Origin of the sequence: Streptomyces sp. NPDC047917 (genome assembly GCF_043204345.1) — a bacterium.
In the GTDB taxonomy this organism is placed as follows: Bacteria; Actinomycetota; Actinomycetes; order Streptomycetales; family Streptomycetaceae; genus Streptomyces; species Streptomyces sanglieri.
Map to the genome: position 1 here is coordinate 234,390 of NZ_JBIDCA010000011.1, position 22,377 is coordinate 256,766.

At 70.9% G+C, this 22,377-nt stretch carries 14 protein-coding genes and 1 pseudogene; 3 read left to right on the forward strand and 12 right to left on the reverse strand.

All coding sequences use genetic code 11. From position 1 onward, the window contains the following. Window positions 1-127 precede the first annotated feature (127 nt). The 10 genes and pseudogenes from ACGF8B_RS27035 to ACGF8B_RS27080 form a co-directional block, all read right to left on the reverse strand. Window positions 128-3,856 carry a ThuA domain-containing protein gene (locus tag ACGF8B_RS27035; RefSeq protein ID WP_392743460.1) on the reverse strand — a complete coding sequence of 1,243 codons (3,729 nt, stop codon included), beginning with the start codon at window positions 3,854-3,856 and terminating at the stop codon, window positions 128-130. A gap of 301 nt (window positions 3,857-4,157) precedes the next feature. Continuing rightward, window positions 4,158-5,162: a sugar phosphate isomerase/epimerase family protein gene (locus ACGF8B_RS27040; protein WP_392743462.1), complete on the reverse strand. Its 1,005-nt coding sequence runs from the start codon at window positions 5,160-5,162 to the stop codon at window positions 4,158-4,160. Between the two features lie 12 nt (window positions 5,163-5,174). Next, window positions 5,175-6,410, reverse strand: a complete 1,236-nt coding sequence (locus ACGF8B_RS27045; RefSeq protein WP_392743464.1) for a Gfo/Idh/MocA family protein — start codon at window positions 6,408-6,410, stop codon at window positions 5,175-5,177. A 72-nt stretch (window positions 6,411-6,482) separates the two neighbouring features. Beyond that, a complete protein-coding gene (locus tag ACGF8B_RS27050) occupies window positions 6,483-7,526 on the reverse strand; it encodes a substrate-binding domain-containing protein (RefSeq protein WP_392743466.1) in 1,044 nt (347 codons plus the stop codon). 71 nt (window positions 7,527-7,597) lie between these two features. After that, a complete protein-coding gene (locus tag ACGF8B_RS27055) occupies window positions 7,598-8,644 on the reverse strand; it encodes an ABC transporter permease (RefSeq protein WP_392743469.1) in 1,047 nt (348 codons plus the stop codon). Continuing rightward, window positions 8,641-10,167, reverse strand: coding sequence for a sugar ABC transporter ATP-binding protein (locus ACGF8B_RS27060; RefSeq protein ID WP_392743472.1), 1,527 nt, complete (start codon window positions 10,165-10,167; stop codon window positions 8,641-8,643). Before ACGF8B_RS27060 ends, ACGF8B_RS27055 begins: the two co-directional genes overlap by 4 nt. Window positions 10,168-10,363: 196 nt before the next feature. Beyond that, a complete protein-coding gene (locus ACGF8B_RS27065; protein WP_392743475.1) occupies window positions 10,364-11,545 on the reverse strand; it encodes an ROK family protein in 1,182 nt (393 codons plus the stop codon). Between the two features lie 167 nt (window positions 11,546-11,712). Continuing rightward, window positions 11,713-13,149: a VWA domain-containing protein gene (locus tag ACGF8B_RS27070; RefSeq protein WP_392743841.1), complete on the reverse strand. Its 1,437-nt coding sequence runs from the start codon at window positions 13,147-13,149 to the stop codon at window positions 11,713-11,715. Window positions 13,150-13,203: 54 nt separating this feature from the next. Beyond that, window positions 13,204-13,883: pseudogene (locus tag ACGF8B_RS27075) on the reverse strand (GntR family transcriptional regulator); the annotation flags it as partial. 69 nt (window positions 13,884-13,952) lie between these two features. Next, window positions 13,953-14,903 (reverse strand): beta-ketoacyl-ACP synthase III, encoded by a 951-nt coding sequence (locus tag ACGF8B_RS27080; protein ID WP_392743478.1) that lies wholly within the window; start codon window positions 14,901-14,903, stop codon window positions 13,953-13,955. Window positions 14,904-15,205: 302 nt separating this feature from the next. On the opposite strand from ACGF8B_RS27080, the gene fdhD reads away from it, so the two are divergent. After that, entirely contained in the window at window positions 15,206-16,054 is an 849-nt protein-coding gene (gene fdhD, locus ACGF8B_RS27085) for a formate dehydrogenase accessory sulfurtransferase FdhD (protein WP_392743481.1), read from the forward strand. A 22-nt stretch (window positions 16,055-16,076) separates the two neighbouring features. Here fdhD and ACGF8B_RS27090 read toward each other — a convergent pair whose 3' ends face one another. Beyond that, a complete protein-coding gene (locus ACGF8B_RS27090) occupies window positions 16,077-17,105 on the reverse strand; it encodes a bile acid:sodium symporter family protein (RefSeq protein WP_392743483.1) in 1,029 nt (342 codons plus the stop codon). Between the two features lie 119 nt (window positions 17,106-17,224). Here ACGF8B_RS27090 and ACGF8B_RS27095 point away from each other — a divergent pair, with 119 nt between their 5' ends. Continuing rightward, window positions 17,225-18,127, forward strand: a complete 903-nt coding sequence (locus ACGF8B_RS27095) for a LysR family transcriptional regulator (protein ID WP_392743486.1) — start codon at window positions 17,225-17,227, stop codon at window positions 18,125-18,127. A gap of 336 nt (window positions 18,128-18,463) precedes the next feature. Beyond that, window positions 18,464-20,263, forward strand: coding sequence for an AMP-dependent synthetase/ligase (locus tag ACGF8B_RS27100; RefSeq protein WP_392743489.1), 1,800 nt, complete (start codon window positions 18,464-18,466; stop codon window positions 20,261-20,263). Window positions 20,264-20,306: 43 nt separating this feature from the next. Here the strand turns inward: ACGF8B_RS27100 and ACGF8B_RS27105 are convergent, their stop codons facing one another. After that, entirely contained in the window at window positions 20,307-22,373 is a 2,067-nt protein-coding gene (locus ACGF8B_RS27105; protein ID WP_392743491.1) for a PQQ-dependent sugar dehydrogenase, read from the reverse strand. Window positions 22,374-22,377: the final 4 nt, after the last annotated feature.

The following is a 22,377-nucleotide window of genomic DNA, read 5'->3' on the forward strand; positions in this document are numbered from 1 at the left end:
CTGGCTGGGGGTGCTGGCTGGGCAGAGCGAGTGGCGCTGTGCGACGAGGGCGTGGGAACCGGTCCGGGACGGCGGGCGGGCAGGGGTGTGGTGATCCCTGCCGCCCGCCGTCGCCGGGGTGGGATCCCTACGCCGAGGGCAGTTCCTTCAGCTGGATGTTGCGGAAGGACACATGGTCGTCGGCACCGTGGTTCTGGATGCCGATGTAGCCGCTCTTCAGGCTCCGTACCGGATCGGTGTTGGTGAAGTCGTTGATCTTCACTCCGTTGAGGAAGACCTGGAGGCGTTCGCCCCTGACCTTTATCTCGTAGCTGTTCCACTGGCCGGGTGGCCGCAGGACCTGGTCACGGGCCTTGGCGTCGGCCGCCTTGAAGGTGTAGATCGAGCCCGTGGTGCGGTCGGCCGCGTCGGAGGCGTCGATCTGGACCTCGTAGCCGTTGTTCACCGCGGACCAGGGGTCGTCGGACTCCGGGAAGCCGACGAAGACACCGGAGTTGTCGTCGCCCTGCATCTTCCAGTCGAGCTTGAGCGAGTACGACCCCAGCTCCTTGGCCTGGTAGGTGAGCAGGCCCATGCCGCCCTCGGAGCGGAGTTCACCGTCGACGACGTCGAACTTCCCGGGGCCCGCCTGCTTCCAGCCTTCGAGGGTCTTGCCGTTGAAGATCGACCGGTAGCCGGTGTCCGGCTTGCAGTCGGCCTTCACCTGACCGGCCGCGTACCGCATGCCGCCGAGGAGCAGCTTGCGGAAGTCCGCTTCGGCGTAGGACTCCTTGGTGTGGCCGAGGCCGGTGTAGAAGGAGCGGCCGCCCTGGTAGGTCTGGCACCAGGTGATGGGGTGGTCGCCCTTCATGGTGCCGCCGGTGTAGGTGGTCTCGTCGAGGGTGGCGAGGACCTTGGCCTGACCTCGTGGATTCGTGCGGTAGTTGTACCACTCGTCGGTGCGGTTCCACTCGTCGCCGAGGTGTGCGGTGGCCGGGTGGTCGTGGTCCTCGACGCGTACGGTGGCGGGCTGGATGGCGGGGTGCGAGGAGAAGTACGCCCCGACGAGTCCGCCGTAGAACGCCCAGTCGTACTCGGTGTCCGCCGCCGCGTGGACGCCCATGTAGCCGCCGCCGGTGGCCACGTAGTTCTCGAACGCCTTCTGCTGGTCGGCGTTGAGCACGTCGCCGGTGGTGGAGAGGAAGACGACGGCGTCGTAGCGGGCCAGGTTGCTGGTGGTGAACTGACCGGCCGTCTCCGTGGCGTCGACGGTGATGTTGCTGTCCTTGCCGAGTTCCTTCAGCGCCGCGATGCCGTCCGCAATCGCGTCGTGCCGGAAGCCGGCCGTCTTCGAGAAGACCAGGATCCGCTTGGCGGTCCTGTCGGGGGCGCTGTTGGACAGCTCGAAGTCGTCGATGTCGTAGAGCGCTCCGGCGCCGCCCTTGAAGACCAGGAAGAGTTCGGTGGACTTCTTCGGGACGCCGCGCAGCGGTACGTCGATGTCCTGGAAGTTGTCCCAGGCACCGGTCACCGGGACGGGTGCGGAGCCGAGGATCTTGCCGGTCGGGGAGCCGGTCCGGACTTCGAGGAAGCCGCCGGCGCCGCCGGAGGAGATCCGTGCGGTCAGCTTGGTGGATCCGGTCAGGAGGTAGGGCTTGAAGGAGATCCAGTCGTCGTTGTGGATGTCGCCGACGGTCTTGCCGCCGTGCGCGGTGGCCTTGTTCTGCGGGGCGACGCCGTGCGAGTCGCCGTAGTGCTCGGCCTGCCGGTGGCGGGGCTGGAGCTCGGACTGGTCGTGGCCGGACAGGGGGGCCTGGCCGCCTCCGCCGCCGTCCGTGTACGAGGCGTCGATGACGCCGAAGATGTTGGCGTTGGGGTCGTGTCCGCCGTCCATCTCCGTCTTGATGGTGCCGGAGCAGCCGTGCGCCGAGGTGATGGGGTGGCCGTGGCTGTCGTGGCCGAGGATGAAGCGGACCTCGATCTCGGAGCAGTCGACGGTTCCGTCCTCGGGGTCGGTGACGGTCACCTTGAACGGGATCTCGTCGCCGAAGGTGAACAGCTGCCCGTCACCGGGGAGTTCCAGGTTCACCTTGGGAGCGGTGTTGCCGACCGTCACATGGACGTTGGCGGTGCCGGTGCGTCCGGTGGGGTCGGTCGCGGTGACGGTGGCGGTGTAGGTGCCGTTCTTCCTGTACGTGTACGTCGGGTCGGCGGCGGTCGATGTGCCGCCGTCACCGAAGTCCCAGCTGTAGCTGAGGGTGTCCCCGTCGGCGTCGGTGGTTCCGGCCGAGGAGAAGGCGACCTTGAGGGGTGCGGTCCCGGAGGTCTTGTTCGCGCTCGCCTCGGCGATCGGTGATCGTCCGCCGGTGGCGTTCTCGATGCGGTAGAGCGCCGAGTTCTGGTCGCCGCCGAAGTAGCCGGTGCCGTAGTCCAGGACGTACAGCGCGCCGTCGGGGCCGAACGTCATGTCCATCACCTGGGTTCCCGACCACGGGAAGGCGTTGATGGACTTGACCGTGCCCTCGGTGTCCTGGTCGATGCGCTTGATCCAGCGCCTGCCGAACTCACCGGCGAAGAAGTTGCCGTCGTAGGCCTCGGGGAACTTCACCGGCGAGTCGAGGGCCGCGTCGTAGTGGTAGACGGGTCCGCCCATCGGGGACTCGGAGCCGGTGCCGAACTCGGGCACGGACGCGCCGTCGTACGGGATCCAGGCGGGCTGGGCCGGCGGCAGATCGACCAGCCCGGTGTTGTACCGGGAGGTGTTCTTGGGCGCCGCGCAGTCGAAGGCCGCACCGGAGGTCTTGGTCGCGAAGTCGTAGTCGATGAACGGGTCGTTCTTCCCGGTGCAGAACGGCCAGCCGAAGTTGCCGGCCTTAATGACACGGGCGAACTCGACCTGTCCGGCCGGTCCCCGCTTCGGGTCGGCGGCGCCGGCGTCGGGCCCGTAGTCACCGACGTACACGATGCCGGTGGGCTTGTCGACGGTGAAGCGGAAGGGGTTGCGGAAGCCCATCGCGTAGATCTCGGGCCGGGTCCTGTCGGTGCCCGGGGCGAAGAGGTTGCCGTCGGGGACAGTGTAGGTGCCGTCGTCGGCGACCTTGATGCGGAGGATCTTGCCGCGCAGGTCGTTGGTGTTCCCGGCGCTGCGACGGGCGTCGAACACGGGGTTGCGGTCCGGCCGGTCGTCGATCGGGGTGTAGCCGTCGGAGGCGAACGGGTTGGAGTCGTCGCCGGTCGACAGGTACAGGTTGCCCTGCGCGTCGAAGTCGATGTCACCGCCAACGTGGCAGCAGATGCCGCGCGAGGCCGGGATGTCGAGGACCTTCTTCTCGCTGGCGGTGTCGAGCGTGCCGTCCTCCTTGAGGACGAAGCGCGAGAGCCGGTTCACACCGTCGAACTTGGCGAAGTCGGCGGCGGTGCCGTTCTCGGGGGCGTCTCCGGACGGGGTGTCCAGCGGGGGCGCGTAGTAGAGATAGATCGCCCGGTTGCTGCTGAAGTCCGGGTCGACGCCCACGCCCTGGAGGCCCTCCTCGTCGTGGGAGTAGACGGGCAGGACGCCGGCGAGGGTGGTGTCGCCGCCGCTGTCGGTGAGCCAGAGCTCGCCGCCGCGCGCGGTGTGCAGGACGCTGCGGTCGGGGAGCACCGCCAGCGTCATGGGCTCGCCGGTCTCGGCGACTCCCTTGGCGAGGGTGACCTGCTGGAACTCCTCGGCCGCCGCGTCGGTGGCGGCCGGCGAGGACGGTCCCGTCGCGGCTGCTCCGGGCGTGGCGCCCAGGGCCAGGGTGGCCGCGGCGAGCAGACCGCCGGTGAACAGCGCGAGGGATTTGCGGACGCGGAGCCGTGTTCTGCTCCTGTTTCGGGTGGTGGTTCGGTGCACGAGTGTCCTCCGGGGTGTGCCGGTTGTGCGGGCGAGGTGCTGCCGTGCCGTGCTGCGCGGGGACTGCCGCGCGGGTCGTCCGGGGTGCGTGGGGGACACCGGTGACCCGAGTCATGTCGTGTACACGTTGTGGACCGTAGACCTGTTCGTCCGGGACGGAAAGGCCTTGCGCAGCGGTCCGGTTGAACTTTTTCCTGCGCCAGGACAAAGCGCGACGAGGGCAGGGGTGGGCGCGGGACGGCCTCGGAGCTCTCTCCCGGCACGTCCCGGCCCCGGGAACCACCGCCCCGGCGGGAGTCGGTCAGTCGCCGCCCCCGAAGGCCGCGTCGAACGACGCCGCCGGCGGGTCGAAGTCGTACCGCTTCAGCGTGGCCAGCGCTTCCGGCGCACCGGCCAGCCGGTCCATCCCGGCGTCCTCCCACTCCACGGAGACCGGTCCGTCGTAGTCGATGGACCGGAGCATCCGGAAGACGTCCTCCCAGGGCACATCACCGTGCCCGGCCGAGACGAAGTCCCAGCCGCGCCGGGGATCGCCCCAGGGCAGATGCGAGCCGAGCCGGCCGTTGCGGCCGTCGAGGCGCTTACGTGCCTCCTTGCAGTCCACGTGGTAGATCCGGTCCCGGAAGTCGTACAGGAAGCCGACCGGGTCCAGGTCCTGCCAGACGAAGTGGCTGGGGTCGAAGTTCAGCCCGAACGCCGCCCGGTGGCCGACGGCCTCCAGGGCGCGGTGCGTGGTCCAGTAGTCGTACGCGATCTCGCTGGGGTGCACCTCGTGGGCGAACCGCACGCCCTCCGCGTCGAAGACGTCCAGGACCGGGTTCCAGCGCTCCGCGAAGTCCTCGTACCCCCGCTCGATCATGTGCGGCGGAACGGGCGGGAACATCGCGACCAGGTGCCAGATCGACGAGCCGGTGAAGCCCACGACGGTACGCACCCCGAAGGCGGCGGCCGCCCGCGCGGTGTCCTTGATCTCCTCGGCGGCCCGGCGGCGGACCCCTTCGGGCTCGCCGTCGCCCCAGACGCGTGCGGGCAGGATCCCCCGGTGGCGCTCGTCGATCGGGTCGTCGCAGACGGCCTGGCCGACCAGATGGTTGGAGATCGCCCAGCACTTCAGTCCGTACTTGTCGAGCAGTTGGCGCCGGCCTTCCAGATAGCCGGGGTCGGACAGCGCCTTGTCGACCTCGAAGTGATCGCCCCAGCAGGCGAGTTCGAGTCCGTCGTAGCCGAAGTCGCGGGCGTGCCGGCAGACCTCCTCCAGCGGCAGGTCGGCCCACTGGCCGGTGAAGAGCGTGAAGGGACGGGGCATGGGCAGGGCCTCCTAGAGAACCACGGGGGTGTGTACGGAGTTCTTCTCGGCGCTCTCCTCCACCGCTGCGAGCACCCGCTGCACCTGGAGCCCGTCGGCGAACGACGGTGCCGGGTCGGTCCCTTCGGCGATCGTCCGCACCAGGTCGCGGGCCTGGTGGACGAAGGTGTGCTCGTAGCCGAGGGCGTGGCCCGGCGGCCACCACGCCTCCAGGTAGGGATGCCGGGGTTCGGTGACCAGGACGCGCCGGAACCCCGCCGTGGCGGCGGGTTCGGTGTGGTCGTGGAAGGACAGTTCGTTGAGCCGTTCCAGATCGAAGGCGAGCGAGCCGCGTTCCCCGTTGATCTCCAGCCGCAGTGCGTTCTTCCGTCCGGCCGCCATCCGGGTCGCCTCGAACGAGGCCAGCGCCCCGGAGGCGAGCCGACCGGTGAACAGTGCCGCGTCGTCGACGGTCACCGCCCCTCGTACACCGGCGTCCGCCGCTCCGGACAGCCCGGCCGACGGGCCCGCGAGCCGCGGCCGTTCGCGCACGAAGGTCTCGCTGACCGCCGACACCCCGACCAGTGGCTCCCCCGCCAGATACTGGGCCAGGTCGACGAGGTGCGCGCCCAGGTCGCCGAGCGCACCCGAGCCGGCGCGTTCGCGCTCCAGCCGCCAGGTGAGCGGCGCCTCGGGGTCGACGAGCCAGTCCTGGAGGTAGGCGGCGCGCACGTGCCGCAGGGTGCCGAGCCGTCCCTCGGCGATCAGCTGCCGGGCGTAGGTGATCGCGGGCACCCGGCGGTAGTTGAAGCCCACCATGGCGACCTGGCCGCGGGCCGCCGCGCGCGCCGCAGCCTCGGTCATCGCCTCGGCCTCGGCGACCGTGTTGGCGAGCGGCTTCTCGCACAGCACGTGCTTGCCCGCCTCCAGGGCGGCGATGGCGATCTCGGCATGGCTGTCGCCGGGGGTGCAGATGTCGACGAGTTGCACATCGTCCCGGGCGATGAGCGCGCGCCAGTCGGTCTCGGCCGCCGCCCAGCCGAGGCGGGCGGCGGCCGCGTCGACCGCGGCCCGGTCGCGACCGCAGACCGCGGCAAGAGCCGGTTTCATCGGCAGGTCGAAGACGTGTCCCGCGGTGCGCCAGCCCTGTGAGTGGGCGGCGCCCATGAACGCGTATCCGACCATGCCGACTCCGAGCACCGGCACGCTCGCCGGCCGCTGCGTCGGCGGTGCTGCGGCCTCCTGATCCGTCTCTTCCCTACGGGCCATCGGGGCTTCCTCCTCGTCGGTCGTTCGATGAATGCGGCAGGAGGGTCGGTCAGCACCCCCCTGCGGGGCGGATCAGCTGAAGCCCGTCGGCAGGTACTGCTCGATGTTCTCCTTGGTGACCACCGCCGAGTAGAGGGTGAGGCTGGTCGGGATCTCCAGCTCCGCCAGGCCGCCGACGCCCTTGCCCTGGGCCAGCGCACGGGCCAGGTCGATGGCGGACGCGGCCATCGTCGGCGGGTAGAGAACGGTGGCCTTCAGGACGCTGTCGTCGGCCTTGATGGCGTCCATCGCGGACTTGGCCCCGGCGCCGCCGACCATCAGGAACTCGTCCCGGCCGGCCTGCTGGATGGCGCGCAGCGCGCCCACGCCCTGATCGTCGTCGTGGTTCCACAGCGCGTCGATCCTCTTCTGCGCCTGGAGGAGCTGGGCCATCTTCGCCTGGCCGGACTCGACGGTGAAGTCGGCGGCCTGACGGGCGACCAGTTTGATGTTGGGGTAGTTCTTCAGCGCGTCGGCGAAGCCCTGGCTGCGCTGCTTGGTGAGCTCCAGGTTGTCGATCCCCGCCAGCTCGACGACCTTGGCGTCCGCCTTGTCCTTGAGCTGTTCGCCGATGTACGTACCGGCGTTGAGACCCATGCCGTAGTTGTCGCCGCCGACCCAGCAGCGGTAGGCCTGCGGGGAGGCGAAGATCCGGTCCAGGTTGACGACGGGGATGCCCGCCCGCATGGCTTCCAGGCCGACCTGGGTGAGCGCCTTGCCGTCGGCCGGGAGGACGACCAGGACGTCGACCTTCTTGTTGATGAGGGTCTTGACCTGGCCGATCTGGGCGGCGGTGTCGTTGGAGCCCTCGGTGGACTCCAGTGTCACCTCGGAGTACTTGGCCGCCCGCGACTTGGCGTTCTCGTTGATCGCGTTGAGCCAGCCGTGGTCGGCCTGCGGACCCGCGAAGCCGATGGTGACGGGCTTGCCCGGCTTGTCGTCGGCGGCGGGGCCGGTGCTCCTGGCGGTGTCGGTGTCATCGGGCTTGGGGTCGTTGCTGGTGCAGGCGGTGAGCAGGGCGCCCGCGGAGACGGCTGCGGTGCCGAAGAGCAGTCGTCTGCGGCTGGTTTCTGGCATGGCTGTCAAACCCTTCATCCGTTGCGTGGCATGTCGCGTGGGGCGGGAGGCGCGGTGGGTGAGGAGGTGGGTCAGGTCTCGCCGTGCGCCGATGTGCGGCGCTGGACCAGGACGGCGGCGACGATGATCGCGCCCTTGGCGATCTGCTGGACGTCGCTCTGCAGATTGTTGAGTGCGAAGATGTTGGTGATGGTGGTGAAGACCAGCACACCGAGCACGGAGCCGACGATGGTGCCGCGCCCGCCGCTGAGCAGGGTGCCGCCGATGATCACGGCCGCGATGGCGTCCAGCTCGTACAGATTGCCGTTGGTGTTCTGCCCCGAGCCGGACAGGATGATCAGCATGAAGGCGGCGATGCCGCAGCACAGTCCGGAGAGCAGGTAGAGGTACAGCCGCTGGCGCCGTACGTCGATGCCGGCCAGCCGGGCGGCCTCCGCGTTGCCGCCGACGGCGACCGTGCGCCGTCCGAAGGTCGTACGGTTCAGCACCAGCCAGCCGACGACGGTCACCGCGGCGAACATCATCACCAGCGGCGGGATGCCGAGGAAGTAGGAACCGGGCAGGCCCAGGTCGAGGACCGATTTGACGGTGACGATCTGGGTCCTGCCGTCGGTGATCTGGAGCGCGAGCCCACGGGCCGAGGCGAGCATGGCCAGCGTCGCGATGAACGGCACCATCCGCCCGTACGCGATGAGCAGCCCGTTCACCAGCCCGGCACCGAGTCCGACGATCACCGCCGTGAACAGGATCCCCGCGAAGCCGTACTCCTGGGTGGCGACCGTGGTCGCCCATACCGAGGCGAGCGCGACCATCGCACCGACCGACAGATCGATGCCGCCGCTGGTGATGACGAAGGTCATCCCGACGGTGACGACCCCGATGACGGACGACTGGGTGAGGATCAGCTGAAGGTTCCCGGTGTCCAGGAAGGCGTCGGGCTCGGTGAATCCGCCGACGACGACCAGTGCGGCGAGGACACCGAGGAGCGACAGGTTGCGGACGTCCAGGCGCAGGCCGCCGCCGCGCGCGGGGCCGTCCTTCTTCCGGGGTCCGGAGACCGGGGCGGCGGCCCCCTTGTCCGGCCTGCTCTGCTGCGTCGGGGAAACGGGCTGCGTCATGACGTAGGGCTCCCTTCCATCACTAGGTCGAGTACGCGGTGCTCGTCGAGCTCCCGGGCGTCGGCCGTGTGCACGACGCGGCCCTCCCGGAGCACCAGCACCCGGTCGGCGAGGCCCAGCACTTCGGGCACCTCGCTGGAGACGAGCAGGACGGCGAGGCCTTCGTCGGCCAGCCGGCGGATCACGGCGTACAGCTCGGCGCGGGCGCCGACGTCGACACCGCGGGTCGGTTCGTCGAGCAGCAGGACCCGGCAGCCGCGCAGCAGCCAGCGGGCCAGGACCGCCTTCTGCTGGTTGCCGCCGGAGAGCGTACGGACGGGAGTGTCCGGGTTGTCGGGGCGCAGCGAGAGCTCACGGGTGGCCTCGCGGGCCGTCCGGCGTTCGGCCCCGCGGTCGATCCAGCCCGCTCTGGCGAAGCGGGACATCGAGGAGACGGAGACATTGCGGGTGACGGATTCGAGCATCAGCAGGGCCTGCGCCTTGCGTTCCTCGGGCGCGAGGCCGATTCCGGCGGCGACGGCGGCGCGGACGCTGCCGGGCCGCAGCGGCTTCCCGGCCACGGTCACCCGCCCGGCGCTCGGCCTGCGGGCGCCGTAGACGGTCTCCAGGATCTCGGAGCGCCCCGAGCCGACGAGTCCGGCCAGGCCCACGATCTCTCCGGGCCTCAACTCCAGGTCCATCGGGGCGAATTCGCCCTTCCTGGCCAGCCCTTCGACCTTCAGGACGGGCTCCGTCCCGGCCGTGCCCGCGCGGTCGGCGGTGCGCGGCGGGAAGACGTACTCGACGTTGCGGCCGGTCATCATGGCAACGATGTCGTGTGTCGGGGTGGACTCGGCGGGCAGCCCGACGGCCACGGCGCGGCCGTCCTTGAGCACGGTCACCCGGTCGCCGATCCGGCGGATCTCCTCCAGGCGGTGCGAGATGTAGACGACGGCGACGCCGTCGGCGGTGAGCGAGGCGACGGTACGGAAGAGGTTGTCGACCTCGTCCGGGTCGAGTGCGGCGGACGGCTCGTCCATGACGATGAGCCGTACGTCGTGCGAGAGCGCCCTCGCCATGGAGACGATCTGCTGCTGGGCGGCGGACAGTCCGCCGACCGGCCGGGCGGGATCGATCTCCGGGTGGCCGAGCCGTTTCAGCAGCGCGGCGGCGGCGGTGCGGCCCTCGCGGGTACGGACGACGAAGCGGGCGGTGGTGGGTTCATGGCCGAGAAAGACGTTCTCGGCGACGGACAGGCCCTCGACCAGGTCGAGTTCCTGGTAGATGGTGGCGATGCCCAGCCGCATGGCGGCGATGGGCGACTTCAGCGCGACCGGTTCGCCGCGCCAGCTGATCTCGCCGCCGTCGGGCTGGTGGGCCCCGGCGAGCACCTTGATGAGGGTGGATTTCCCGGCGCCGTTCTGCCCGAGGAGACAGTGGACTTCGCCGGCCTGGACCTCCAGGTCCACGCCGTCGAGGGCGCGCACTCCGGGGAACGACTTGGTGATGCCGGACATGGTGAGCAGGGGTGGTTCTGGTGCCATGACGAATCCCCTCGGCAAATGGGGTCTCCCCTGCTCGAACACAGCCGAGTGCTGGGGGAAGGCCGATGAGCGGGCAGGGCTGTACCAGGTGCGGTGGTGCGGGTGGTACCGGCGCCCCCGGTGCTGCGGGCGCGGTGGTGCGGGCGTTCCCGGCGCCCCCGGTGTGCGGGCGCGCCCCTGTGCTGCCGGCCCGGGGTCAGGCCGGTGAGAAGAGGTGGTCGCTGATGAGCCGGGCGGCGCCGATGACTCCGGCGGCGGGACCCAACTCGCCCAGCACGATGGGGAGGTTGCCGGTGGCCAGCGGCAGCGACTGCCGGTAGACCTGGGTCCGGACACTGGCGAGGAGGGTGTGGCCGAGGCCGGTCACACCGCCGCCGATCACCACCAGACCGGGGTTGAAGAAGCTGACGAGTCCCGCGATGACCTGGCCGACCCGGTTGCCGCCTTCGCGGATCAGGTCGAGCGAGGTGGCATCACCGGCGGCCGCGGCGGCCGCCACATCTGCGGCGGTGAGTCTCCCGGCCGCTTCGAGCCGGCCGGCCAGCTCCGCCGACCGCCCGGTGCGGGCCGCGTCCTCGGCGTCGCGGGCGAGCGCGGCACCACTGAAGTGGGCCTCCAGACAGCCCCGGTTGCCGCAGGCGCAGGCGCGCCCCTCGGGTTCCACCTGGATGTGGCCGATGTCCCCGGCGCTGCCCGTCGTACCGCGGTGGACGTCGCCGCCGACGACGATGCCACAGCCTATGCCGGTGCCTATCTTGACGCAGAGGAAGTCGCCCACGGAGCGGGCGACGCCCGCGTGCTGCTCCCCCATCGCCATCAGGTTCACATCGTTGTCGACCATGACGGGGCAGCCCAGTTCCTGGCTGAGCGCCTCGCGGACCGGGAAGCCGTCCCAGCCGGGCATGATCGGCGGTGCGACCGGCACGCCCTCGGGGAAGCGCACCGGGCCGGGTACGCCGATGCCCGCGCCGTCGAAACCCTCGGCGAGTCCCGAGGCCCGGAGCTTGGCCGCCATGGCCAGCACCTGTTCGAAGATGGCGACGGGGCCCTCGCGCACGTCCATCGGGTGGTTGAGGTGGCCAAGTACCTCCAACTCGGCGTTGGTGACGGCCACATCGATGGATGTGGCACCGATGTCGACGCCGAGGAAGCGCAGTTGCGGTGCGAGCCGGATGTTGTGCGAGCGGCGCCCGCCGCGGGATGCGGCGAGTCCGTCGGCGACGACGAGTCCGGTCTCCAGCAGCCTGTCGACCTCGACGGCGAGCTTTGAGCGGGAGAGATCCACCTGATCCCCCAGCTGTGCCCGGGAGTTGGGCCCGCCGTCGCGCAACAGCCGCAGCAGCCGCGCCTGATGCGCATTCGCGGGTCGTGCAGTCATACGTCTCACGCGCCCCTCCCCGCCACATCGGCCTGTACGTCGGGCTTTCGAGTGGAACGTAGCAGCGGTTGCCAGGAGTGGGAAGAAGTTGCGCAGGAATCCACCACAACTTTCTCCACACCGAGGACAAAGCCGGTCGGCGGGGGCGGGCCCGCCGACCGGCCGGCTCAGCGCAGGATGCCGGCCTGCCGGGCGGCCCGCACCCAGGACGGGAACTCCGACAGGACCCTGTCGTACAGCTCCTGGTCGGAGATCCTCTCGATGTCGTCGACCGCGAAGAAGCCGACGTTGTCGACCCGGCGGCCCGGCATGGTGTCGAACCGTTCCAGCACGCCGTACTGGGAGCTGCCGAGCCCCACGAACTGCCAGAACACCGGTTCGTCGGCGGCCGCCCGCAGCTCCTGCTCGATCTCCCGGTTGCGGTGCACACCGCCGTCCGAGAAGAACAGGACCAGGGTCGGATCGGCCGCCGGGTGGGCCCGCACGAAGGCCCGCACCTCGGCGATGACCTTCTGTTCCTCGTTCTGGATCCCGACCGTACGCATGTCGATCTGGCCGGGGACCAGCCCCCTGGGCGGCTTCCTGCGGCCGAAGCCGAAGATCTGGCCGACGCGTACGTGCAGGGCGAGCCACTGGGGCAGGTCGCCGACGGCGAGGTCGGGCAGCCGGGCGGGGTTGGTGGCGAACGTCCAGGCCTGCATCTCGCCGTCGTCGTCGAGCTGTGCCGCGACGGCGACCATCCGCTCGGCGACGCCCGCGACCGTGCCGCGCCGGTAGAGGCTGCTCATCGAACCCGAGGCGTCGAGTACGAGGATGACGCGGGCACGCAGCCCCGGTACGCCGTGCTTGCTCAGGCTGACCAGGACCTGTTGCTTGCGCAGCGACAGGCGCTCGCGCATGTCCACCGGCAGCTGCTCCTCGCCCTTGGTGAGCCGGGGGCCCGTACCGCCGCCCCCGGCGCGCTCCGGTGCGGGCCGCGCGGGCGGCGCAGGAGGCGCGGGCGGCGCAGGAGGGGGGAACGACGGCGCGGGGACGGGAGCGGGGGCCGGAGCCGTGACGGGCTGCGGGCCGGGCCCGGCCGCGGGCGGTTCCTCGTCGACGCTGATTCCGAAGTCGGTCGCCAGCCCGGCCAGTCCGCTCGCGTACCCCTGGCCGACCGCGCGGAACTTCCAGCCGCCGTCGCGGCGGTAGAGTTCGCCGCCGACCAGTGCCGTCTCCGTACCGGCGGCGATGTCGAAGCGCGCCAGTTCGGCACCGGAGGCCGCGTCGAGCAGCCTCAGACACAGCCCCGGCACCTGACCGAACGTGCCGCCGTCGGCAGAGGCGCAGAGCGCGACGCGTTCGACGTCCGGCCCCAGCGCGCCCAGCCGGACGTCCAGCGATTCGCTGCCGGGCTGTTTGCCGAGGTGACTCACGGTGCCCGAAGCGTGGAGCGGCTGGTTGTAGAAGACGAAGTCGTCGTCGGAGCGCACCCTCCCGCCGCGGGTCAGCAGCAGGGCCGAAGCATCCACGTCCGGGACTCCGGGCCCCGCCGACCAGTCGAGTACGGCCCGGACCGCGGAGGCCGGGACCGGCACGTTGGCGCCTTTGCTCAGTGTCGTCACACCGGCAAGTGTGCCTGCCGCCCGGCGCACACACCCCGGGGGGGACGGCCCTCGGACCTCGTCGCGCCGGTGGTACGTCCGGCGCGAGTGTTCCGTGTGGGAGCGCGTGATCTCCGCGGCCCGCCGTTCGTCGTGCGAGGAGACCGCCGCGACGAGCGAGCGGTGCTCGATCCAGGACCCGGTGCCGCGCTGCCGCGCCGCCGGGGTGCAGTACCAGCGGATCCGGCGGTCCACTCGGCCCGCGGGTTCGGCGAGGACGACGTTGCCCGCCAGTTCCGTGACCTCGGCGTGGAAGTCCGCGTCGGTGGCGACCGCGGGGCCGGCGACGGCGACGGCCTGCTCGCCCTTGGCGCAGGGCTCCTCCAGGGCCTCGATGCCGGCCGGGGAGGAGTTGACCGCGGCGAGGCGCGCGGCCTCGGCCTCGGCCTCCAGGAGGGTGCGGACCGGGAGCAGCCGGTCCGCCGCCTCCTCCGTGGGCTCGTGCACGAACGCGCCCCGGGCGGGCTGGAGATCGACCCGGTCCTCGGTGTTCAGCCGCTGCAGGGCCTCGCGCACCGGCCGGCGGGACACCCCGAGATGGCCCGCCGGCTCACTCTCGACCAGGTGCCGGCCCGGGCGTGGGACACCCGTCGTGATGAGTTCGAGCAGGGCCTCATACACGCGTTCGCGTTCGCGCAGCGGACCGGGCCGCTCCGGCTTCGGCACTGCCCCTGCGGCAGCCCTGTGGACAACATGGCGGTCCCCCTCCGGCCCGGCGAGCACCCGCTGCTCGTCGCCCACAGCCCACCGAGCAGTACGCCCCCTCAGGGGCAGCGGATCACCTGACCCGCGTACGACAGGTTCCCGCCGAAGCCGAAGAGCAGGACCGGGGCACCGCTGTGGACCTCGCCGCGCTCCACCAGCTTGGACAGGGCCATCGGGATCGACGCCGCGGACGTGTTGCCGGAGTCCACCACGTCCCTGGCGATGACCGCGTTGACCGCACCGATCTTCCTGGCGACCGGTTCGATGATCCTCAGGTTGGCCTGGTGCAGCACCACCGCGCCCAGGTCCTCCGGCGCCACGCCGGCCTTCTCGCACACCTTGCGGGCGATGGGCGGGAGCTGTGTGGTGGCCCAGCGGTAGACGGACTGCCCCTCCTGGGCGAACCTCGGCGGGGTCCCCTCGATCCGTACCGCATTCCCCATCTCCGGCACCGACCCCCACAGCACCGGACCGATCCCGGGCCGGCCGTCCCCGTCCGGCTCCGCGACGACGACCGCCGCACCCGCCCCGTCACCGAGCAGCACGCAGGTGCTCCGGTCGGTCCAGTCGGCGATGTCGGCCATCTTGTCGGCACCGATGACCAGGACGCGCTCGGCGGCCCCGGCCCGGATCGCGTGGTCGGCGGTGGCGAGGGCGTGGGTGAAGCCGGAGCAGACCACGTTGATGTCCATCACCGCGGGCGAGCCCATCCCGAGCCGTGCGGCGACGCGCGCCGACATGCTCGGCGAGCGGTCGATCGCGGTGGAGGTGGCGACCAGGACCAGATCGACCTCGGCCGGCTGGAGCCCCGCCGCGGCCAGCGCCTTGGCGCCCGCGTGCGCGGCCATCTCGTCCACCGGCTCGTCCGGGCCACCGACGTGACGGGTCTTGATGCCGACGCGACTGGTGATCCACTCGTCGCTGGTGTCGACCAGGGCCGCCAGATCGTCGTTGGTGAGCACCTTGGCGGGCTGATAGTGGCCGAGCGCCACGACACGTGAGCCGGTCATGTACGGGTTCCCCTCGCTACGAATGGCAGGAACCATCCAGTCTTGGTCGCTACCGCCCGGTACACGTGCACGTGTTCCCACAGGAATAGCGCCCGACCGTTGGAGGCTTGACAACAGCCCCGGCCCTCCGAAAGGCATATTGCAGACAATATGCTGTCCGGTGACGGTGCGGGCCTGCCGCGCTTCCCTCCGCACCTGCCGCGGCATCGGCCGCGATGTCACACTCCAGGTGCAGGACCAGGGCCGGTTCGGCTTCCCGCGCGTTCCGGCCTCCACCACGTACAGAATCGGGTTCAACCGCCATGGGACGGGTCACCGAGCGTCGCCGCACCATCCGCATCCGGGACGGGGCCGTCTCCACCCGCCCCGACACCCTCGTCGCCGAGGAGCCCCTGGAGATCCGGCTGAACGGCAGACCGCTCGCCATCACGATGCGCACCCCGGGAGACGACTTCGCGCTGGCGGCGGGCTTCCTGGTGAGCGAGGGCGTCATCGGTGACGGCTCCGAGGTGCAGTCGATCGTCTACTGCGCCGGCGCGACGGCGGACGGCGTGAACACGTACAACGTGGTGGACGTGAAGCTCGCCCCCGGAGTCGCGATCCCCGACATCACACTCGAACGCAATGTGTACACCACCTCGTCCTGCGGGCTGTGCGGCAAGGCGAGCCTGGACGCGGTGCGCACCACCACCCGGCACCCGGTCGCCGACACTCCCCCGCTGCGGGTCGGGCCCGCCCTCCTCTCCGCCCTTCCCGACCGGCTGCGCGCCGCGCAGCGGGTCTTCGACCGGACCGGCGGGCTGCACGCGGCGGCGCTGTTCTCCGAGGCGGGCGAACTGCTCGACGTCCGGGAGGACGTCGGCCGGCACAACGCGGTCGACAAACTGGTCGGCCGGGCCCTGACCGACCACCGGCTGCCGCTGTCCCGGGCCATTCTGCTGGTGTCGGGGCGGGCCTCGTTCGAGCTGGCCCAGAAGGCGGTGATGGCAGGCATCCCCGTGCTCGCGGCGGTCTCGGCGCCGTCGTCGCTCGCCGTCGACCTGGCGGCCGAGACCGGGCTGACCCTGGTCGGCTTCCTGCGGGGCCCGTCGATGAACGTGTACGCGGGCGAGCACCGCATCGCCCTGGAAGCGGCGGCCGCCCGGGAGTGAGGCGGCCGGACCCGCCCCGCCCTCAGCTCGCGACGACGGGCCGGGGCGACACCTGCCCGTTCACCGGCTGCTCCTCCTGAGCGTCGCGCGAGCGGCGCTTCGCGATCACCGCGCACACCATCAGCTGCATCTGGTGGAAGAGCATCAGCGGCAGCACGGCCAGGGACGCCTGCGCCCCGAACAGCACGCTCGCCATCGGCAGCCCCGAGGCCAGGCTCTTCTTCGAACCGGCGAACTGGATCGCGATCCGGTCCTCCCGGTCGAAACCGAGCCGCTTCGCTCCGTACCAGGTGAGCGCGAGCATCAGTGCGAGCAGCAGCACCTCGGCGCCGAGCAGCGCCCCGAGCCGGGCCGGGGTGACCTGGTGCCAGATGCCCGCGACCATGCCCTCGCTGAAGGCCGTGTAGACGACGAGCAGGATCGAGCCGCGGTCGACGTAGCCGAGGACCTTCTTGTGGCGGGTGATGAAGCCCCCGATCCAGCGGCGCAGCAGCTGCCCGGCGACGAACGGCAGCAGCAGCTGGACCCCGATCTTCAGCAGCGCGTCCGCCGAGAACCCGCCGCCGTCGTTGCCGAGCAGGGCGGCCGCGAGCAGCGGGGTGAGGAAGATCCCGGCGATCGAGGAGAAGGAGCCCGCGCAGATCGCCGCGGGCACGTTGCCGCGGGCGATGGAGGTGAAGGCGATCGACGACTGGATGGTCGACGGGACGAGACAGAGGAAGAGGAAGCCGCTGTACAGCTGCGGCGTCAGGACGTACGGCACCAGTCCCCGGCCGGCCAGCCCGAGCAGCGGGAAGGCCACGAAGGTACAGATCAGCACGGTGAGATGGAGCCGCCAGTGCCTGAGTCCGTCCAGTGCCTCGGCGGTGGAGAGCCGGGCTCCGTAGAGGAAGAAGAGGAAGGCGACGGCCCCGGTCGAGGCGCCGCCCGCCACCTGCGCGGCGCTCCCCGACGCCGGCAGTATCGCCGCGAGCACCACGGTGCCGATCAGCGCCAGGATGTACGGGTCGAGCGGCAGCCAGGACGGCGGCTTCAGGGTGCGGCGGCTCATGTGCTCCACAGGTTCTCTTGGTTCTGGTCGTGCCCTCCCCATGCTGCTCCTCATCGGGGCGATCGGGAATCCCGCACACCGCTCTCACTGTCATCACGTTGCGCGATAGCCTGGGGTTCATGTACGAACCCGCACAGCTCCGTACCTTTCTCGCCGTCGCCCAGACCCTGAGCTTCACCCGGGCCGCCCGTCGGCTGGGGGTACGGCAGTCCACGGTGAGCCAGCACGTGCGGCGCCTGGAGGACGCGGCGGGGCGGCAGTTGTTCACCCGGGACACCCACCGGGTCGATCTCACCGTGGACGGCGAGGCGATGCTCGGCTTCGCCCGGACGATACTCGCGGCCCATGAGCGGGCCGCGGCCTTCTTCACCGGCACCCGGCTGCGCGGGCGGCTGCGGTTCGGGGCCTCCGAGGACTTCGTGCAGACCCGGCTGCCGGAGATCCTGGAGTCGTTCCGCCACGACCACCCGGAGGTCGAGCTGGAGCTGACGGTGGAGCTCTCCGGGACACTCCATCAGCGGCTCGCGGCCGGGCGGCTCGATCTGGTGCTCGCCAAGCGGCGCGCCGGTGACACGCACGGCGAGCTGGTCTGGCAGGACGCGCTGGCCTGGATCGGCGCCCCGCAGCTGCGGATCGACCCGGACGGCCCGGTTCCGCTGGTCCTCTTCCCGCCGCCGGGCATCACCCGGGCCCGCGCGCTGGAGGTCCTGGAGGAGCACGGCCGGTCCTGGCGGATCGCCTGTACGAGCACCAGCCTGAGCGGGCTGGTCGCGGCCGCCCGCGCGGGGCTGGGCGTGATGGCCCACAGCAGGGGGCTGATCCCCCCGGGTCTGGCGCCGGTGCCGTCCAGGGCGGGGCTGCCGGAGCTGGGCGGGGTGGACTTCGTACTGTCGCACGGCCGCCGCGGCAACGGTGCGCACGAGGCGGCGGACGCTCTGGCGGCGGCGATCCTGGCGGGCGGCGACCGGCTGATCCGGGGCGTCGGCCCGATGGGGCCGGTCGACGGCCGGGACGGCGCATGACCGCCCGCGCGCACGGGAAGGATCGAACGGCGGAGGCCGGGGAACCGACCCACCCGATCCAGGACGGACGGGGGCAGAACACCGCGTATGCGTCCGGAACGGGAGTGGCAGCGGCGTACAGATTCGGTGGAGATTCCGGCGCCGGCCGCTCACTCTACGGTCCAGGCCACGCCCGAGCCTTGCCCATCTGGCCGGATTTCGGTGACTGACCTGTGCATATGCCCGGTTGCCCACCGGCCCGGGGCCCTCCCGCCGCGCCGCCCGGTGGGGTAGCGTCACGGCGCTGTGCGGAGCGCCTCAAGGAGCAGGTCATTGCGCGAGTTCACTGTCCCCCCCATGGCGGCCGCGCCCCTCGTGGGCGGCCTGGCCGATGTGGTGTTCGACCATGCCGAGGAGGACCCGGACCGGGTCGCGCTCGGTCGGAAAGACGCGAGCGGACAATGGCGGGATGTCACTGCTGCGGAGTTCCGCGACGAGGTGCTGGCGCTGGCCAAGGGGCTGATCGCGCACGGCGTCAGATTCGGCGACCGGGTGGCCCTGATGTCGCGCACACGCTACGAGTGGACGCTCTTCGACCTCGCGCTGTGGGCCGTGGGCGCCCAGTCCGTCCCGGTCTATCCGACGTCCTCGGCCGAGCAGGTGCTGTGGATGCTGCACGACGCCGAGGTGTCGGCGGTGATGGTCGAGCACGAGGACCACGCCATGACGATCGCCTCGGTGATCGACCGGCTGCCCGGTCTCAAGCGGCTCTGGCAGCTGGACGCCGGCGCGGTGTCCGAGCTGGTCGGCGCGGGTGCCGACGTCGAGGACGAGGTGGTGCACCGCCACCGCCGCGCGGTGACGCCCGAGTCGGTGGCGACGGTCATCTACACCTCGGGGACCACGGGCCGGCCCAAGGGCTGTGTGCTCACGCACGCCAATTTCATGTTCGAGACGGACACCATGGTCGCCCGCTGGCGGTCGGTCTTCCGCTCCAAGCCGGGTGACGAGGCGGCGACCCTGCTCTTCCTTCCGCTGGCCCATGTCTTCGGCCGGATGGTCGAGATCGCGGCGATCCGGGGCCGGGTGAAGCTGGGCCACCAGCCGGAGCTGTCGGCCAGGGCGCTGATGCCTGACCTGGTGTCGTTCCGGCCGACGTTCATCCTGGCGGTTCCGTACATCTTCGAGAAGGTCTTCGACGCCGCCCGCCGCAAGGCCGAGGCGGAGGGCCGGATCGGGCCGTTCGACAAGGCCGTGGACATCGCGGTGAAGTACGCGGAGGCGCTGGAGGCGCGGGCGTTCGGGACCGGTCCGGGGCCGTCCGCCGGGCTGCGGATGCAGCACCAGTTCTTCGACAAGGTCGTGTACAAGAGGGTGCGCGACGCGATGGGCGGCCGGATCCGGCACGCCATGTCCGGCGGTTCGGGGATGGAGCGGCAGCTCGGACTGTTCTTCGGGGGCGCCGGCGTCACGGTGTACGAGGGCTACGGGCTGACCGAGTCGACCGCGGCGGCCACGGCCAACCCGCCGGAGCGCACCAGGTACGGCACGGTCGGGCTGCCGATCCCGGGGACGACCGTGCACATCGCCGAGGACGGCGAGGTGTGGGTGCACGGCGGCAATGTGTTCGGGGGCTATCTCGGCGATCCGAAGGCCACCGACGCGGTGCTGCGCGAGGGCTGGCTGGCCACCGGGGATCTCGGTGCGCTCGACGAGGACGGCTATCTGACGATCACCGGGCGGAAGAAGGAGATCCTGGTGACGTCGGGCGGCAAGAGCGTGTCGCCGACCGGTCTGGAGGAGCGGGTGCGGGCGCATCCGCTGGTCGCGCAGTGCCTCGTGGTCGGCAACGACCGGCCGTACATCGCGGCTCTGGTCACGGTCGACCAGGAGTCGGTGGACCACTGGCTCGCGATGCAGGGGCGGGCGCCGCTGAAGCCGGAGGAGCTGGTGCGCGATCCGGACCTGGAGATGGAGGTCCGGCGGGCGGTGGTGGCCGCCAACACGGCGGTCTCGCAGGCCGAGTCGATCCGTACGTTCCGGATCCTGGCGCATCCCTTCAGCGAGGAGCACGGTCTACTCACCCCGTCGCTGAAGCTGAAGCGCAGGGCGATCGAGACGGCGTACGCGGCGGAGGTCGACGCGCTGTACCGCTGAGCCCCGACAGGGCCCGGCGGTACAGCGCGTACGACGCCGGCCGCTAGTTGACCGAGACCCGGAACAGCTTGTCCGAGCCGTCGGGTTCGTTGCCCTTGTTGTCGCAGTTGGTGGTGGAGAGCCAGAGCTGGTCCTGGCCGGGCACCTTGGTGACGGTGCGCAGCCTGCCGTACGTACCGACGTAGTACGCGCTCGGTGTGCCCAGGTTCTCGGTGTCACCGGTGATCGGCACCCGCCACAGCCGTTCGCCCTTCAGGGCGGCCATGTAGATGACGTTGCGGACGATGGCGATCCCACTGGGCGAGGCCTCGGAGATGTTCCAGGTCTTCTTCGGGTTGGTCATGCCGGTCGTGGTGCAGGTGCCCTCGCAGACGGGCCAGCCGTAGTTCTTGCCCGGCTTGATGAGGTTGAGCTCGTCCTTCTTGCTGTCGCCGAACTCCGCCTCCCACAGGCGGCCGTTGCGGTCGAAGGCGAGGCCCTGCGGGTTGCGGTGTCCGTAGCTGTAGACGTAGTTGCCGAACGGGTTGCCGGGGGCGGCCTTGCCGTCCGTCGTCATCCGCAGGATCTTGCCGTTCAGCGAGTTCTTGTCCTGGGCCAGGTCGGGGGTCTGCGCCTCGCCGGTCGACGCGTACAGATAGCCGTCGGGGCCGAAGGCGAGCCGTCCGCCGTTGTGGTACCGGCTCTTCTTGATTCCCTGGAGCAGGACCTTGTACCCGCTGAGCGTGCTGCCGTCGTAGGTCATCCGGACGACCCGGTTGCCCTCGGACGCGGTGTGCATGAAGTACACGTAGTGGTTGCTGGACCACTTCGGGTCGACGGCGACGCCGAGCAGGCCGCCCTCGCCGTCGGTCGTGACGGCGTCGGGTACCGTGCCGACCTGGGTGCGGGTGCCTTCGGGGGTGGCCCTGAGGACCTTGAAGCTGTCCCGTTCGGTCACCAGCGCGGTCTTCCCGTCGGGCATCCAGTAGGTGCCCCAGGGGATGGACCAGCCGCTGGAGACGGTGGCGATGCCGGAGGGCACTCCGCCGTCGGTGGCGCAGTCCGGGGTGGTGAAGCTGACCGCGTTGCTGGGCGGTGAGGCGTTGCCCGCCGCGTCCTTGGCGACGACGTCCAGGGTGTACGGGCTGGCGCAGGCGAGCCCGGTGAGTGTGGTCGTGGTGGCGGGCGGGGTGCCGGTCACGGTCTTGTAGACGGTGCTGCCGCTGCGCACCTCGTAGGTGGTCACGGCCTTGTCGTCCGTCGACGCCCCCCAGCTCAGGGCGACGCTGTTCGCGGTGAGGCCCGAGGTGGACAGGGTGCCGGGTGCCGTGGGAGCGGTGGTGTCGGAGCTGCGCAGGGTGGTGCAGTCCACGATGGGGCTGACCGATGACACGTTGCCGGCCGCGTCACGCGCGAACAGTGTGAGGTTGTACGTGGTACCGGGAGTGAGCCCGGTCAGGTTCTTCGTGGTGGTGGTGCCCGGTGCCTCGCCGAACTTGTTGCCGTGTTCGTAGATGTCGTACGCGACGACACCCACGTCGTCGGTGGCGGCGCCCCAGCTGAGTGTGAGGCTGTTCTCGGTGATGTCCGCGCAGCCGGGCGCCGTGGGTGCGGTGGGTGCCTGGGTGTCCGACGGGGCGCTGACGGTGACGTCGAGGTAGTCGAGGTTGGGCAGCCCGTTGGCCGTCGTGGACGTGAGCCGGATCTTGTTGCTGCCCGCCTTGACCGGGGTGGTCAGGGTGGAGGTGGCCCAGGTGTTCCAGTCGGTGGTGGCGTTGAAGGCGCGGGCGGCCGAGACGACCGTGCCGCCCACGGCGACGTCGGCGGGCCGGGCGTCGGCCGTGCCGTTGGAGTACCGGATGGCGATCTTCCCGGTGCCGGCTGCGGCCGCGTCGACGGTGAACTCCACATAGCTGCCGACGACGTTGTCACCGTTGACGAATCCGGTGCCCGAGTAGCCGGAGTGGTTGGACTCGGCGGCGCCCTCGGCTATCGTCGCGGACTCCGCCTCGTACCGGGTGGCGGCTGCGGAGGCCGGCTGCGGGACCGCCTGCACCAGTGCGGTACAGAGCAGCACGGCCGTGAGGGCCGCCACCCTTCCTCGTACCGTGGTGAGTGTTCTGGCCTGCATCTGA